Source organism: Paenibacillus sp. FSL R5-0766 (genome assembly GCF_037971845.1).
Lineage (GTDB): Bacteria > Bacillota > Bacilli > Paenibacillales > Paenibacillaceae > Paenibacillus.
Genome location: NZ_CP150227.1, coordinates 1,892,181 through 1,906,835 on the forward strand (window position 1 = coordinate 1,892,181; position 14,655 = coordinate 1,906,835).

Sequence of the window (14,655 nt, forward strand, 5' to 3'; positions counted from 1 at the left end):
TAACTTGACGGTTTGTTTTTGCACATAATGGACCACAATTCAATTAAGGAGGTAAAATGGGAGATCGTATGCCTATTTTGTTGTAATTAAGCGTTCGTTGTTCTACCCAAATTGATCGATTTATTCGATTCATCTAATTTATGCATCAATTGAACTAAAAATAGGAAATGCTCCTGAGCGTAAAAGTTTATAGAATAGATATTAGAACACGGACTTCACTTGAAGAAGTGGAGAAAGTGTAACCTTCGAACGGATCAGGACAGTATTCGACATCTGTGCGACGGTATATACAATCATTGTTTTACTTTGATTTTGAAAACGCAGACAAACCTTGACGGGAGCGTCGGACTAACGTTACTACCACCAACAGCACGATTATTGGACTTCATGAAAAATTTCGCTTAAAATGTTGAACGAACGCAAATTACGGCTTAGTCAATGATTTCCGTCAAAAACTTATGACTAAATCAAGACGGAGGGAACGTCGATGACGATCGTGGAAGGCAACAAGAAGCCCTGGGAAAGTTACTATGGCCCCAACATGGGATACGTACAGGAACAATATGAATTATTTACTCAAGACCCTGGTTCGGTTACACCGGCTTATCGTGAACTATTTGAACAATGGGGTGCACCGCCGATGTCTGGCAGGGATGCACGCACAACTTCGAATTCCGGCAACGCCCAATTGGCTTCCGGAAGCGTAGACATTCAATTATTACAGAAAGCGGTTACAGCGGGTAAACTGGTATGGAACATCCGCACCTATGGTCATCTTGCTGCAGATATAGATCCGCTTGGAATCAGTGAAGATACAGACACATCTTTGCTGGAACCTCAGCATTTTGAATTAAACGAAGAAGATCTGAAAGCTTTGCCTGCTTCCCTGATCTGGGAAGGTGCAGATGGGCAGACAGCAACCGGATGGGATGCAATCCAACGTTTGCGTCAGATATACACTGGACCCATGGCATACGAATTCAGTCATGTGCACGAAGTTCAAGAGCGTGAGTGGCTGAATCGTCGTGCGGAATCCCGTACATCACCGGCTCCACTTACGCCGAAAGAACGTAAGGCTTTGCTGGAACGTTTGGTTGAAGTTGAGCAGTTTGAAGATTATCTTCACAAAACATTTGTTGGGCAGAAACGTTTCTCCATCGAAGGTAACGATGTGCTTGTGCCGATGCTGGATGAAGCTGTTCGCATCATGGCGGAAGCCGGATCAAGCCACATCCTGATGGGTATGGCCCACCGTGGGCGGTTAAATGTACTGGCTCATGTTTTGGGCAAACCGTACAGCAAAATTTTCTCTGAATTTCATCATGCTCCGAACAAAGATTTGGTTCCGTCGGAAGGTTCGACTGGAATCAACTACGGTTGGACGGGGGATGTCAAATATCATATGGGTGCGAACCGTTTTGTAAAAGACGGGGAAACTGTACAGGCACGCCTTACTCTGGCGAATAACCCGAGCCATCTGGAATACGTTAATCCGGTTGTACAAGGGTTTGCTCGTGCGGCTCAGGATGACCGTCGTGACCCTGGATATCCGAAGCAGGACGTGACGAAGGCAGCTACCATTTTGATGCATGGTGATGCAGCATTCCCTGGCGAAGGGATCGTTGCCGAGACGCTTAACTTCAAAGCTCTGCCAGGATATCAGAATGGCGGAACCATCCATATTATCGTCAACAATCGTCTGGGTTTCACTACAGATAGCGGTGATTCCCGTTCAACGTATTACGCAAGTGACCTTGCTAAAGGGTACGAAATTCCGATTGTACACGTGAATGCGGACAATCCGGAAGCTTGTATTGCAGCCATTCGTATGGCAGCAGAGTATCGCAATCGTTTCAAAAAGGATTTCCTGATCGACTTGATCGGTTACCGTCGTTACGGCCATAATGAAACCGATGATCCCGAAACGACTCAACCTATCGTTTATGACAAGGTGAAAAACCATCCAACGGTAAGCCACTTGTATCAGGATCAGTTGAAACAGGAATCGGTTATCGATGATGCGTCCATTACGAGCATTCGCGATGGAGTAACGAACAAATTAAAAGAAGCTTATGACCAGATGAAGAAAAATGAAGTACATGAATATTATCAACGGAAAATCAGTGAGCCGGAAGCTGTTACGATTACGCCGACTGCGGTACCACTGGAGAATCTGCGTGGCATTAATGCCGATCTGCTGAAATGGCCTGAGAACTTCAATGTGTATCCGAAGTTACAGCGGATTTTGCAACGCCGGAGCACTTCCCTGAACGAAGGGGAAAAAGTGGATTGGAGCCTTGCGGAGACACTCGCATTTGCAACCATTCTGGCAGATGGCAAGCCAATTCGGATTAGTGGACAGGATGCCGAGCGTGCTACATTCGCTCATCGGAATCTGGTGTTGCATGATTCGGAGAATGGAGCAAAGTTCTGCCCATTACATCACTTGCCACAGGCAAGAGCATCCTTTGCAATCTATAACAGTCCGTTGTCTGAAGAATCCGTTGTTGGATTCGAATACGGATATAACGTATATTCACCCGATACTCTGGTCATCTGGGAAGCTCAATTCGGTGACTTTGCCAACTGTGCACAAGTTATCTTTGATCAGTTTGTATCAGCGGGTCGTGCCAAATGGTCTCAGAAATCCAGTCTGGTCATGTTGCTTCCACATGCGAATGAGGGTCAGGGACCTGAGCATACAAGTGCTCGTCTGGAACGCTTCCTGCAGCTTTGTGCAGAAGACAACATGACGGTTGCCAACTTGTCGAGTGCATCTCAGTACTTCCACTTGTTGCGTCGTCAAGCTTCGTTGACTGAAACGGAAGATGCTCGTCCACTTGTGATGATGTCACCAAAAAGTCTCATTCGTAACCCGCGTGTTGCATCACCGGCAGTCGAATTCAGTGAAGGCAAGTTTGAACTTGTACTGGAACAAGCTGGACTGGGGACACAGCCGGATCGTGTAGAGCGCATTATTTTGTGCAGTGGCAAGGTTGCCATTGACCTGGAAGATGCTATTGAAAAAGATAAAGCAGATCGGTCATGGCTTCACATTATTCGTGTGGAACAGTTGTATCCGTTCCCGGCAGAAGAGATCAAACGTGTCCTCGCCCGTTTCAGTAATGTAAAAGAGTTGGTATGGGTACAGGAAGAGAACAAAAACATGGGTGCCTGGACATACATGGAGCCTCGTCTTCGTGAAGTCGCTCCGGAAGGCACAACCGTTAGATACGAAGGTCGCCCGGAACACGCAAGTCCTTCCAGCGGTTATCAGCTTGTGCATAGTATGGAACAGCAACAGATTATTACATCTGCGTTGAAACAAACGACGAAGAATAATATTCCACTGGGGAGGTAACAGCTGTGAGTGAAATTAAAGTACCTGCAATGGGTGAGTCAATAACTGAGGGAACTGTATCCAGATGGATGGTTAAAGAAGGGGATACCGTTAATCAGGGTGATGTGCTTCTTGAACTGGAAACGGATAAAGTAAATATTGAGATTAGCGCAGAAGAAAGCGGCGTGCTGGAGAAGATCATTCGTCAGGAAGGAGAGACGGTAGAGATCGGTGAAACGATCGGTACACTCTCAGCTGGTTCTGGAGGAGGAAGCGGTGCACCCGCTTCCGAACCGGCAGCTGAAGAGAAAAAGGCCGTTACTCCTGCACCTGAAGCTCCAACACCACCACCAGCAGCTGTTGCGGCAGCACCGGAGTCATCCGATAGTGCCAAGACGGCTTCACCGTCTGCCCGTAAGCTTGCACGTGAACGTGGTATCGAACTGGATCAGGTTCAGAGCAAAGATCCGATTGGACGGGTATACCAGGATGATGTGAAGAGCCATAACAATCAGGCGCCTGCTCCTGCTGCTCCACCTGCGAGTAAAGCTCCAGCAGCACCAAGTGCTCCGGCAGCTGGAAGTTCCACCTATACCAAACCGGTGGAGCGTCAGCGGATGTCTCGCCGTCGTGCGACCATTGCCAAACGTCTGGTAGAGGCGCAGCAGACAGCAGCCATGTTGACTACATTTAATGAAGTTGATATGACTGCGATCATGGATGTACGTAAACGCCGTAAGGACAAGTTCAAAGAGAAACATGAGATCAACCTGGGCTTCATGTCCTTCTTCACCAAAGCGGTTGTGGGGGCTCTGAAAAAATTCCCTACAATTAACGCAGAGATTGATGGCGAAGATGTTGTGCTCAAAAAGTATTATGATATCGGCATCGCTGTATCTGCGAAGGAAGGACTGGTTGTACCGGTTGTGCGTGATGCCGATCGTCTGGGCTTTGCCGAGATCGAGAAGAGCATTGCGGACCTGGCATCCAAAGCTCGCTCCAACACGCTGGCGTTATCTGATCTACAAGGTGGAACGTTCACCATCACCAATGGTGGAACATTTGGTTCCTTGTTGTCTACGCCAATTCTGAATACACCTCAAGTGGGTATTCTGGGGATGCATAAGATCCAGCTTCGTCCAGTGGCGATTGATGCAGAGCGGATGGAGAACCGTCCAATGATGTACATCGCGTTGTCCTACGATCACCGGATTATCGACGGTAGTGAAGCTGTTCGTTTCCTCGTAACCGTGAAAGAACTGCTTGAAGATCCGGAATCCCTGTTAATTGAAGGTTAATCCATAACGTTTGAACATGGCTATTATTCATATCGCTTAACAAGAGAACCCCTGAACTGGAGCGCAGCGTGAGCTGCACATCCGATTCAGGGGTTTCTTTTGCTGTTGCTCTTGGTATGTTGCCTCCGACTCTATTATATAGAGTCAGCCGTCTCAGTAGGGTTCAACGGACTTTCGTTTGTATTCGAGCCAGGGGTATTCCGCTCTAGCCAGTCTACAACGTGCTGAGCCACTTCTGTTCGGTTGATCTCATGCAGCATTTCATGACGTCCATCCGGATACAGGCGATACTCAATATTCTCCAGCTGAAGCTTCTTATACTGGGAGACCAGATTAAGAACGCCTTTGCCATGAAGTCCGACAGGGTCCTTCTCACCTGAGAACAGGTATACGGGTTTGTGTTTGGGGATGCGCTCCATATTGTGTGGAAGGTGTACTTCAAGCAGCAATTTGAAGAAGTCGCGGAAAAAGCCTGCTGTACAGACTGCTCCGCACAGGGGATCATCAATGAATCGCTGAACCTCTTGTGAGTCCCGGGACAACCAATCAAACGGTGTCGTTGCAGGGCGGAAAGAGCGATTAAATCCACCAAATACAATCGCGTTGAGCAGCATGCTGGGATGAGTAGCCCCCTGAATGCCGCATTGCAAAAAGGCGAGCTTCTCTCCAAATCGGAGCAGACCACGTCTGCCGTTTGTCCCGGATAAAATAAAGGCATGGTACTGCTCATGACCAGCGTACATGAGATGTTGCACCAAGAATGAGCCCATGCTATGTCCCATGAGAAACAGGGGCACCCCAGGGTTCTCCTTGGCGGCTACTTCGCCCAGATTGATCATATCACTCGCCATCCAGCGGAAGGCATCGACACCAGCATTACCAAGCAACTTGGCATTCTCCACGGTTTTGCCATGACCCCGATGGTCATTGGCATAAACCGCATAGCCATTTTGGGTAAGAAACTCGGCAAATTCGGCGTATCGGGCTGCCGTCTCGCCCATGCCATGTGCAATTTGCACGACACCTTTAACGTTGCATTCCGGATCGGGAAGCCAGCGGTACACATGAATACGGGTACCTTCACTAGCGACCAAGGCAAAGGTAGATTCCTGCATCTCGTGTAATTCCTCCTTCACAGGTTACATATAAGCTTGATTTAGGGCAGATAAGAGCGAAGAACAGTGGTATTTCCATCTAATGTATAAGAACCCAGATTGGCTGGCAAGAGATAACATTGTCCAGCTTTCAATTCAATGCTGTCTGATTCAGCATGTGCCCACTCCAAAGTTCCTTCTCCTTCACAGACAACGAGAATTGTGAAGCTGTCAGGATTGGTGGAGAGTTCCCAACGTTTATTCACAATACCTTTTTCAACTACAAAATAAGAGCATTCCGCAAGCTTGAGCCATTCACCAGGAGTAGCGTTATTTGTTTTCATCTTTGAGGCACCTGCGCCCTCATAGGCGGTGACATTTAATGAGTCTTCAACATGCAACTCACGTGGTTTGCCATCCAGCCCTGGACGATTATAATCGTATATCCGGTAGGTCGTATCCGAGTTTTGCTGAATCTCAGCGACAACAACACCTGCACAGAGCGCATGCACTGTTCCAGCAGGGATAAAGAACGTATCACCAGCTTCTACAGGTACCTGACGAAGGGTATCCATCACCGTGCCGTTTTCCAATGCTTCTTTTAATGTTGCCCGATCAACGCCTTCATTCAAGCCATAGATGATGTGTGCGCCCGGTTTTGCGTCGAGTACATACCACATTTCTGTTTTGCCAAGCTCGCCAGGAGGAAGTGCCTCATACTCGTCAGTTGGATGAACCTGAACGGATAGGTCATCGTTGCAGTCAAGAAGTTTAATCAGAAGGGGGAAACGGCCGCCTTTTTCAGAGACACCTTTGGTTCCAAGCCATTCGGTGCCAAGTTGTTCACGAACTTCATCCAGACCCTTGCCAGCCAGTGCTCCATTTAATACCTTGGTTGTACCGTTGGGATGATCTGCAATCATCCATCCTTCTCCGATATGTCCTTCAGGGGGCGTAAGGCCGAATTGCTCCAGCGCACGACCGCCCCACACACGTTCTTTGAACTCAGGTTGGAATTGTAATGGGTATGGCGTAGACATCAGTAATCTCTCCTCTAGTATATGAAATGGTGGATCGCTTTAATCAGTCATGGGCATGTAGTCGCCATGAGCAAACAAGTGAATACGTTTGCATATGTAGATGTAGAACACAGATCGCAGTAAGAAAAAGCCGTTAATAGCTCGCCTTGCGATTGTGTCTAGTTTATTGTATTTGGTGAACAAAGGAAATTATTTTTTCTCGATTCCGATCAGAAAAGGAGAAGTTTCTCGCTGCAATTGGCGATACATCACAACCTGTGCCTGTTCCACCGGAAGGGCAGAGGACCAGTCTAATACAGCTTCTGCTTCCTGTGCCCCTCCGTCATGACCGGGGTAGAGCACAACCGTAATAATTCCGCGAGGGCGTAATAAAGCGAGTGCAGCCTCAAGTGCAGCGATCGTGCTGTCAGTCTCGGTGATGATGGAGGAATCTGCACTTTCTGAAGGCAGGTACCCCAGATTGAACATAACTGCACCAACCTCACCAAGCCATGACTCAGGCACTGCTTCTGCCATTCGATCATGGCTTAGTTGAAGCATGGAGATGGAGCCAAGCTTGGCTTCATCATTTTGTTTTCGAATCCGGGCCTGTGCCAGCGTGAGGGCTTCACTTTGAATATCGAATCCAATGACTTGACCACGTCTGCCTACTTGTTGTGCCAAAAATAGTGTGTCTGCTCCTGTACCCACCGTTGCATCTATCGCCAGATCACCTGGCTGCAGACGGGAAGCAATCCACTGATGCGCACAGCTGAGAACCGAAAGAAAGCCCATCTATGCTCGCCTCCAATACTTACCTTGCCATGAATCCCGCTCTCGCAGCTCACGATCAATGGAGTTTAACACTTCCCATTTGTTCATGGACCACATCGGTCCAATCAACAGATCACGTGGTGCATCGCCTGTAAGACGGTGTACGATCATTTCCGGTGGAAGCATCTCCAGTGTATCTACGATCAGCTTGATATACTCGTCCTGATCCAGAAAACGTAAAAGACCAGCTTCGTATTGCTTCACCATTGGTGTTTTGCGCATCAGATGCAGCAGGTGAATCTTGATTCCCTGTACATCCATATTGGCAACTGCACGTCCAGTGTCCAGCATCATCTCATGTGTCTCTTGAGGCAGACCATATATGATATGTGTGCACACACGTATATTCCGTTTGCGCAGTTTCTCAACCGCTTCTTCGTAACACTTCGTGTCGTGCGCGCGATTAATCAATGTTGATGTGGAATCATGGATCGTTTGAAGGCCCATCTCAACCCACAGATAGGTGCGTTCGTTCAGTTCAGCCAAATAATCAACAACGTCATCTGGGAAACAATCCGGGCGAGTGGCGATGGACAAACCAACAACACCGGGTTGCTCAAGAATTTCTTCAAAATATTCGCGCAGCTCCTCAACCGGAGCATACGTATTCGTATAGGCTTGGAAGTAGCCAATATAATGGGCTGTAGGCCACTTGAGGTGCTGTTTATCTCGAATTGTATTGAATTGGGTGACCAGATCTTCACGTCTGCTGCCAGCAAAATCGCCTGATCCACGCGCACTGCAGAAGGTGCAACCACCTTTGGCAATGGAACCGTCGCGGTTGGGACAGGTGAATCCAGCATCCAGCATCACTTTGAAAACCTTATTGTTAAATTGATCTCGCATCTCATAATTCCAGGTATGGAATCGTTTATCTCCCCACAACAGAGGGGACTGTAATGCAGGTGCATTCATCTTCAGGGTACTCCTTTGGCTGTCGAATTACCGTAATCATACGTGAACAAAAGAAGAAGCGCTATGCGATTTCCGTCATAGACGATGGATAGCGATTATAGGTGTCTTCATGAACTTTTATCATTGTATCAAAAAACTAAAAAAAAAGGGAATCGAAACGCAAAAATAGGCCGTAAAATCAAGGTTTTCTCCTTGCTATAGTTTACACCTTATGTTATATTTAAATCAGCGTCAGACACCATCTAATGGGTATTATTCATCATAGCATTTGAATCAACTTTGACGTCATGGACCATACTATACCGTGAGGTGATATGAATGAATTCCCAAGTTAAAAACAAAGAATTGAATCATGTGTCTGTTGAATTGACGGCAGAAGAAGCACTGGCTTTAACAGGTGTTCGTTTTAATGGAAATCCGAAAGTGAAAGCGGCTGCAAGACAAAAAGTTCGCGATGCTTTCGAAAAGACATTTGATTTTTCACACCAAGATAAGGTAGACTATGAACTACTAAAGTAGTTGGACCCCAATTCCAAATAAATCGAAGAGGGAATCTTTGAGATTTGCCCAAAGTGGCAGATCCGAAGATTCCCTTTTCATTGCTCTTTACAATTTGCCAGTTCTTCGGCAAAATAAGTCTGAGACAAGTATGGGACAAACGGAGGAATAAAATGCGTTTACGTGGCAGAAAAGGGATAAGAGAAAATCTGGAGCAACAAGTTGATCTTGTTGTACTGGACCCCAAGCAACATAAAGGAAAATGGTCTGAACTGTTTGGCAATGATCACCCGATCTTCGTGGAATTTGGTATGGGTAAAGGCCAATTTATCAGCCAAATGAGTTATAAATATCCGGAATATAATTTCATCGGTATTGATATGTATGATGAACTGGTGCGTCGTGCCAGTGAGAAAGCTCGTAATGCGTGGAGTCAGGCTGATGTGGAGACACCTCCGAACCTGAAGCTTGCGCTGGCAAATATTGAACAGATCGAAGAAGTTTTTGAACCGGAAGAACTGGAGCGCATTTATTTGAACTTCAGTGACCCTTGGCCAAAAGCAAAACATGCACGTCGTCGTTTGACGCATCCGCGCTTCCTGAAGAAATACACGGAACTGCTTAATCCCAAAGGTCAGATTCATTTCAAAACCGATTCGGAGACACTGTTTGATTTCTCACTCAACGCCATTGCCGACTTCGGCCTGCAAATGACCAATATTTCTTTGAATCTGCATCGTGATGGTTTGAATGAAGAACATGTGATGACGGAGTACGAGCAGAAATTCATGGGTAAAGGTATGAACATTCACCGGGTTGAAGTGATTGTTGGTGAAGAGGCCTTGCGTGAGTATCAGCAGACACGTCTGGACAAGTATAAAGTTCGTGAAGCTTCTGATGAGTCCGGCGAAGATCAGGAACAGGAATAAAATCAAAATCTAACTTAAACTTATTAAAGAAGAGCGACACATGAGGTGAATGGTTTCATTCTCATAGGTCGCTCTTTTTTTTCATTAACAATCGATGTGCTATACTCCATAAACTCAAGTCTGGGATGATTTCAAAAGTTCTCTGAATGAAACTCTTTGCGGCGATAATCGTTTGGTGTAACACCATTGAACTTTTTGAACATGCGATAGAAGTATGAACTGTTGGTGAATCCCGTTCTCTCGGCAATATCGGCAACGGAGTTCTCTGTCTCTACCAGCAGATGCTGGGCCTTGGCTATGCGGGTTTCGTTAATCACGTCCGTGAGCCCTTTCAGTGTGAGCTGTTTGTAGAGCCTGCTCACATAGATGGGCGACATGCCCAGTTCATCTGCAATGGAGGTTAGACAGAGATTGGGGTCCGCATAGTCCCGCTCAATTATGCCATTGATTTTACGAATCAACTCTTCGTGCTTCAGTGTACGTTTCTCCTCGACTTTGGAACCAAGCTCATCAAACATCCGATAGAAGTGTTCATGTACTTCACTAATATCTTCCGCGTCTTTGACAGGCAGCATTAGACCATCCGAGACTGAATCAAGCGTGAGTTGATTATTCTTCTTGAGGGTATTTCGTACATGGTTCAGTGTCATCGTCAGATGGGATAAGGCTAGCTGGAAGACGGTAAACGGATATGCGGCTGTCTCGCCGACGATGTCTGTATAGACTTGTTTTGCTTCTCGCGTCTTACCTGTCATTAGATGATCGACAAGTTGTCTTTCCTTACCTGCTGGGAATGCGTACTCCTTGGCGTGATACGCCATGATGTCAGAGGTATAGATCAGACAGCCTGGTCCCATGAACAAACGATGCAGTGAGGCTTCGGCTGATCTGGTATAGGATGCAATACTGTCTTCCAATGAATCTTCTTCCGTGCCGATCGTACAGGAGATGGAGCATTTCAAATGGGTCATTACAGCTGCCTGCATCATACGTAGCAGCTCTTCGATCCGGTTATGAGCAGGTTGCCCAAGTTCATGGCTTTCGGCTTTTTCATTGAAGATGAGTGTGATCAGATCACCGCCCATGTCCACAGCTTCTGCATTGTAGTGGAGATCGGCTGTCTCGGTGCAGATGTTCATCATGGCGTATTTTACAAGCTGGGTCTCATCACGGTACGTTTCACAGAATTCGGTAAAATGGTCAATACGCAGCAATACCAATCTGGATGCACGCCGAACATCAATGGAGGAACCATAGAACTTCATCCGTTCTTCCAGCATACCTCCAGTTACTGTTTCGCGGCCCTGCAGGGCCCCTCGTAGAAAATCCTGCCGTAACAAATGAAGACTACCACGTCGCTCTGCTTCCATCACACGTAAACGAACAAGCACCTTATCAATAGGGTGATATAGTTTTCGGGACACAAGGTAAGAGAGCAGCAAGCCTGCGAAGAGAAGTCCAACACAAAACAAAATGGTATGTGTGCGCATACTCCGTATATCTGAGGTAATCAGATCATAAGGTGTTATTCTTACATAACGCCAACCCAGGTCATCGGGAGCGGTATAGGTGATGAGAGATTTTTCTCCGTCGACTTTCTCGGTAAAGTAAGCTGATTGCCCCATATCCTGCATAATTGGCTTCATAAAAGCTTCGCTGGAGAGATTTTTCATCAATGCACGGTCGCCAAAGTCAGATAAAAGGTCTCCCTTCTCATTCACGATAAAGGTCTTGCCTGGTTGATCCACAGCATTCATATTTGGACTGAGCCAATCATCCTTGATATTAACGATGACAGCATAGTTTAGCTTCGCGTTATCATTAATCGTGTCATAACAGAGATAGGTGTAGCTGTTAACCTCTGTTGCTTCGGTAGAGCCGACCTGATATGTACGCGGGATAGGCACAAAAGGTTTATAGTCATGGAAGCGTTGGAGGATGCTTGTAATCCCCTGATCATCGATCTCCGAGATGGACTGCTGCCCATTGCGCATGTTGGAACTGATAAAGAATTCTTTACTTTTGGAGTTATATACATAGATGGATTCGATAAAGGGAAGGGACATACGGTAGTTGTCTAGCTGCTCCATCGCCGATGTAATCTCATAGATATTTGGTTTGGAATAGAGCAGTAATGAAGAGATGGTGTAGTCCTGATAAATCTGATATGACAATGATTTCGCAGTCTCGGTCATTTTGGCCACTTCACGGCTGGTTTGAGTAAGACTGTTCATATCTGTACGATACACCTGGCGAAGAGCAATTCGATTATAGTTGACGTACAAAATAGTAGAAGCCACAAGTAAGGTAGCGACGGTACTGATAATAATGCCGATCAGAATCCGTGTGAAGACCTTCTGACTGTCCTCTGAACGTTTACGCATTCTGTTTCCCCCTCGAACCTCCTATTTTGGGTGAACCACATAGAATTTCATATACATAAGTGAGGCTTCATAGTTGGATGAGCAGAAGAGCAAGAGTAACTTGAATTATATATTATGTATGCGTTTACATCAATGCTGGACAGGCCATTTTGCCTGTTTTCTCTACATAAAGTTCAACTTTCGCTGGATTGTTCACTAGGTGTAGCCTATACACGATATCAACATTTGTGAACGGATGTGCGTGGATGTCTGTTCATTTCATGGTTCGTTCATTTTGTTCACAGTTTATTTCGCAGAATCGTTCATTTTCTGAAGGGAAGCTTCAGTATCCGTGAGTGAATAGAGCATCTACAATAAAAAGATAGCTCCACCACGCAGCACCGCAAGAAATTCGGGAGGGATCGAGCCATGCTCAAAGAATTGAACAAAAACAAAATCATGTTTCTGATGCTGTTGCCCACGCTGATCTTTTTTCTGATTAACTCGTATTTTCCGATGGTCGGCATCTATTATGCGTTCACCCGGTATGATTTTGAAGGCGGATTATTTGGCAGTCCATTTGTCGGTCTGGAGAACTTTAAGTTCCTATGGCAATCCGGAATGCTGCTGAAGCTCACAACCAACACCGTGGGTTACAATCTCGCCTTCATTATATTAGGAAACGGTCTGGCGATCTTCTGTGCGATTATGCTTAGCGAGATCCGGGGCAGGTTATTCAAAAAAATTACGCAATCCGTCATGTTTTTGCCGTATTTCATCTCATTTGTACTATTAAGTGTAATCGCTTACAACATGTTTAACTACGAGTCGGGTTTTGTGAACACGGTGCTCAAACGTTTTGAGGCCGGCCCGGTCGACATCTATAACACACCCTGGATCTGGGTGTTCCTGATCATCATCTTTTACCTATGGAAAAATCTTGGATACAGCATGGTCATCTATCTGGCTGCCATAACGGGTATCAGTGACGAGTATTATGAAGCTGCCCGAATCGACGGGGCCAATATTTTTCAGCGGATCTGGTACATTACGGTACCGATGCTGAAGCCAACCTTTGTCATCCTGTTGTTGTTCTCGCTTGGCAGCATTATGAAGGGGCAGTTTGACCTGTTCTATCAACTGATCGGTAATAACGGGGTACTGTACAACGCTACAGATATTATTGATACGTATGTGTATCGTTCACTGAAAGTAACGTTTGATATCGGGATGGCAACGGCTGCGGGTCTGTATCAGTCCTTGTTTGGATTCATTTTGATCATGACCGTCAACTATATTATTCGCAAAGTAAATGAGGACTACGCCTTGTTCTAGAACGCCCGCAGGGCAGGAGGGAGAACGATCATGAACACGCCAATGAGTACTCACACTCGTACGAATACTCGTCTCAGAGATTCGGAATTCACTTTCATGTTTCAACTGATTTCCTACAGCTTCATCATCATTTTATCGATCATGTGTCTGCTACCGTTTCTGCTGATTCTATCCGGTTCATTCAGCAGCAACGAGTCGATTGTGAGGGATGGTTATCACCTCTTTCCAACGGACTTTTCCCTGGAAGGTTACAAAATGGTGTTCAAATTCCCGACTCAGGTACTCAAGGCTTATGGGGTAACGGTCTTTACAACGGTGGTGGGGACTACGCTAGGGCTGTTCCTCATCACGATGGCCGGATTTGTGCTCCAGCGTAAGGATTTTAAATATCGGAACACGTTCTCGTTTTTTATCTACTTCACAACCCTGTTTGGTGGGGGACTTGTGCCTTGGTACATTATGCTGGCGAACTACTTCAATCTCACAGATACGTACACCGTACTGATTTTCCCGGGGTTGATGACGCCATTTCTCATTATCCTGATGAAAAACTTCATTCGCTCGGCAGTGCCGGATGAATTGATTGAGTCCGCCAAAATTGATGGAGCAAATGACTTCCGCATCTATTTCAGCATTGTGTTGAAACTGGCGATGCCTGGTATCGCCACCGTAGGTCTGTTCCTGGCACTGGGTTACTGGAATGACTGGTTTACCTCATCCCTCTTCATTAACAACCCGGATATGTACCAACTGCAATTTTATCTCTACAACACGATGAACACGATTACATTCATTGACCAGATGGCGATTGGCACGGGGATCACACTCAGTCAGGATGTGCCTACCGAATCAACCAAGATGGCAATGGCTATCGTTGTAACGGGACCGATTTTGTTCCTGTATCCGTTTGTACAACGTTATTTTGTCAAAGGACTCACCATTGGTGCAGTGAAAGGTTAGAACGTGAACACGCTGTGGATGTCAGACCATTAACATTATTTTCGGTCTGAAACATGACGAGTCTGCGCTA

The 14,655-nt window shown here is 46.2% G+C and carries 11 protein-coding genes; 6 read left to right on the top strand and 5 right to left on the bottom strand.

The window, feature by feature from the left end; translation table 11 throughout:
* Positions 1-487: 487 nt before the first annotated feature.
* Entirely contained in the window at positions 488-3,361 is a 2,874-nt protein-coding gene (locus MKY66_RS08665) for a 2-oxoglutarate dehydrogenase E1 component (RefSeq protein ID WP_076209232.1), read from the top strand.
* Positions 3,362-3,366: 5 nt separating this feature from the next.
* Positions 3,367-4,638 carry a 2-oxoglutarate dehydrogenase complex dihydrolipoyllysine-residue succinyltransferase gene (gene odhB / locus MKY66_RS08670; protein WP_076209231.1) on the top strand — a complete coding sequence of 424 codons (1,272 nt, stop codon included), beginning with the start codon at positions 3,367-3,369 and terminating at the stop codon, positions 4,636-4,638.
* Positions 4,639-4,772: 134 nt separating this feature from the next.
* Here the strand turns inward: odhB and MKY66_RS08675 are convergent, their stop codons facing one another.
* The 4 genes from MKY66_RS08675 to MKY66_RS08690 all read right to left on the bottom strand — a co-directional run bounded on the left by MKY66_RS08675 (position 4,773) and on the right by MKY66_RS08690 (position 8,500).
* Positions 4,773-5,753 carry an alpha/beta hydrolase gene (locus MKY66_RS08675; protein ID WP_076209230.1) on the bottom strand — a complete coding sequence of 327 codons (981 nt, stop codon included), beginning with the start codon at positions 5,751-5,753 and terminating at the stop codon, positions 4,773-4,775.
* A gap of 41 nt (positions 5,754-5,794) precedes the next feature.
* On the bottom strand, positions 5,795-6,772 hold the full coding sequence (locus MKY66_RS08680; RefSeq protein WP_076209229.1) for a type I phosphomannose isomerase catalytic subunit: 978 nt from the start codon (positions 6,770-6,772) through the stop codon (positions 5,795-5,797).
* Between the two features lie 189 nt (positions 6,773-6,961).
* Positions 6,962-7,546, bottom strand: coding sequence for a class I SAM-dependent methyltransferase (locus MKY66_RS08685; protein WP_076209228.1), 585 nt, complete (start codon positions 7,544-7,546; stop codon positions 6,962-6,964).
* On the bottom strand, positions 7,547-8,500 hold the full coding sequence (locus MKY66_RS08690) for a TIGR01212 family radical SAM protein (protein ID WP_076209227.1): 954 nt from the start codon (positions 8,498-8,500) through the stop codon (positions 7,547-7,549).
* A 318-nt stretch (positions 8,501-8,818) separates the two neighbouring features.
* Between MKY66_RS08690 and MKY66_RS08695 the strand changes: the two genes are divergently transcribed.
* Both MKY66_RS08695 and trmB read left to right on the top strand, forming a co-directional pair.
* The gene (locus MKY66_RS08695) at positions 8,819-9,019 is read left to right on the top strand and encodes a hypothetical protein (protein WP_017689675.1); all 201 of its coding nucleotides are present in this window, start codon (positions 8,819-8,821) and stop codon (positions 9,017-9,019) included.
* A 152-nt stretch (positions 9,020-9,171) separates the two neighbouring features.
* Complete coding sequence (gene trmB, locus MKY66_RS08700) at positions 9,172-9,927, top strand: tRNA (guanosine(46)-N7)-methyltransferase TrmB (protein WP_076209226.1); 756 nt, start codon at positions 9,172-9,174, stop codon at positions 9,925-9,927.
* A gap of 131 nt (positions 9,928-10,058) precedes the next feature.
* Here the strand turns inward: trmB and MKY66_RS08705 are convergent, their stop codons facing one another.
* Positions 10,059-12,311: a helix-turn-helix domain-containing protein gene (locus MKY66_RS08705; protein WP_076209225.1), complete on the bottom strand. Its 2,253-nt coding sequence runs from the start codon at positions 12,309-12,311 to the stop codon at positions 10,059-10,061.
* 408 nt (positions 12,312-12,719) lie between these two features.
* Here MKY66_RS08705 and MKY66_RS08710 point away from each other — a divergent pair, with 408 nt between their 5' ends.
* Both MKY66_RS08710 and MKY66_RS08715 read left to right on the top strand, forming a co-directional pair.
* On the top strand, positions 12,720-13,625 hold the full coding sequence (locus tag MKY66_RS08710; protein ID WP_017689672.1) for an ABC transporter permease subunit: 906 nt from the start codon (positions 12,720-12,722) through the stop codon (positions 13,623-13,625).
* Positions 13,626-13,655: 30 nt separating this feature from the next.
* Complete coding sequence (locus MKY66_RS08715; RefSeq protein WP_083656926.1) at positions 13,656-14,585, top strand: carbohydrate ABC transporter permease; 930 nt, start codon at positions 13,656-13,658, stop codon at positions 14,583-14,585.
* Positions 14,586-14,655 lie beyond the last annotated feature (70 nt).